Raw genomic sequence first — 267 nt, 5'->3', positions numbered from 1 at the left:
ACCTCTTATGGTCAAAAACAAAAGATGGTGCGAAAGGTCGCAATAAACCTAAATCAATTTTAGAAATGCTAACAGAGCCTAAAAAGCAAAGCAATCAATTGGCGTTTCATTCTGGCGAGGAGTTTGAACAAATGCGAGCACGCATTTTGGCGGGAGGTGAAACAAACTAATGGCAACACAATTAGGACAAGCGTATGTACAAATTATGCCGTCAGCAAGAGGTATACAAGGTTCAATACAAAACCAGTTAAACGGAGAGGCTTCAGC

General features: G+C 40.8%; 1 protein-coding gene. It reads left to right on the top strand.

Translation table 11 applies throughout. The features are described 5' to 3' along the window. The coding region (locus V0R37_RS22315; RefSeq protein WP_420376584.1) for a DUF5361 domain-containing protein at positions 1-170 on the top strand (170 nt) is incomplete at its 5' end. Between the last annotated feature and the right edge of the window lie 97 nt (positions 171-267).

Source organism: Pollutimonas rozaliensis (genome assembly GCF_048751585.1).
GTDB lineage: Bacteria > Pseudomonadota > Gammaproteobacteria > Burkholderiales > Burkholderiaceae_B.
This window is presented reverse-complemented; position numbering and strand designations above follow the sequence as displayed.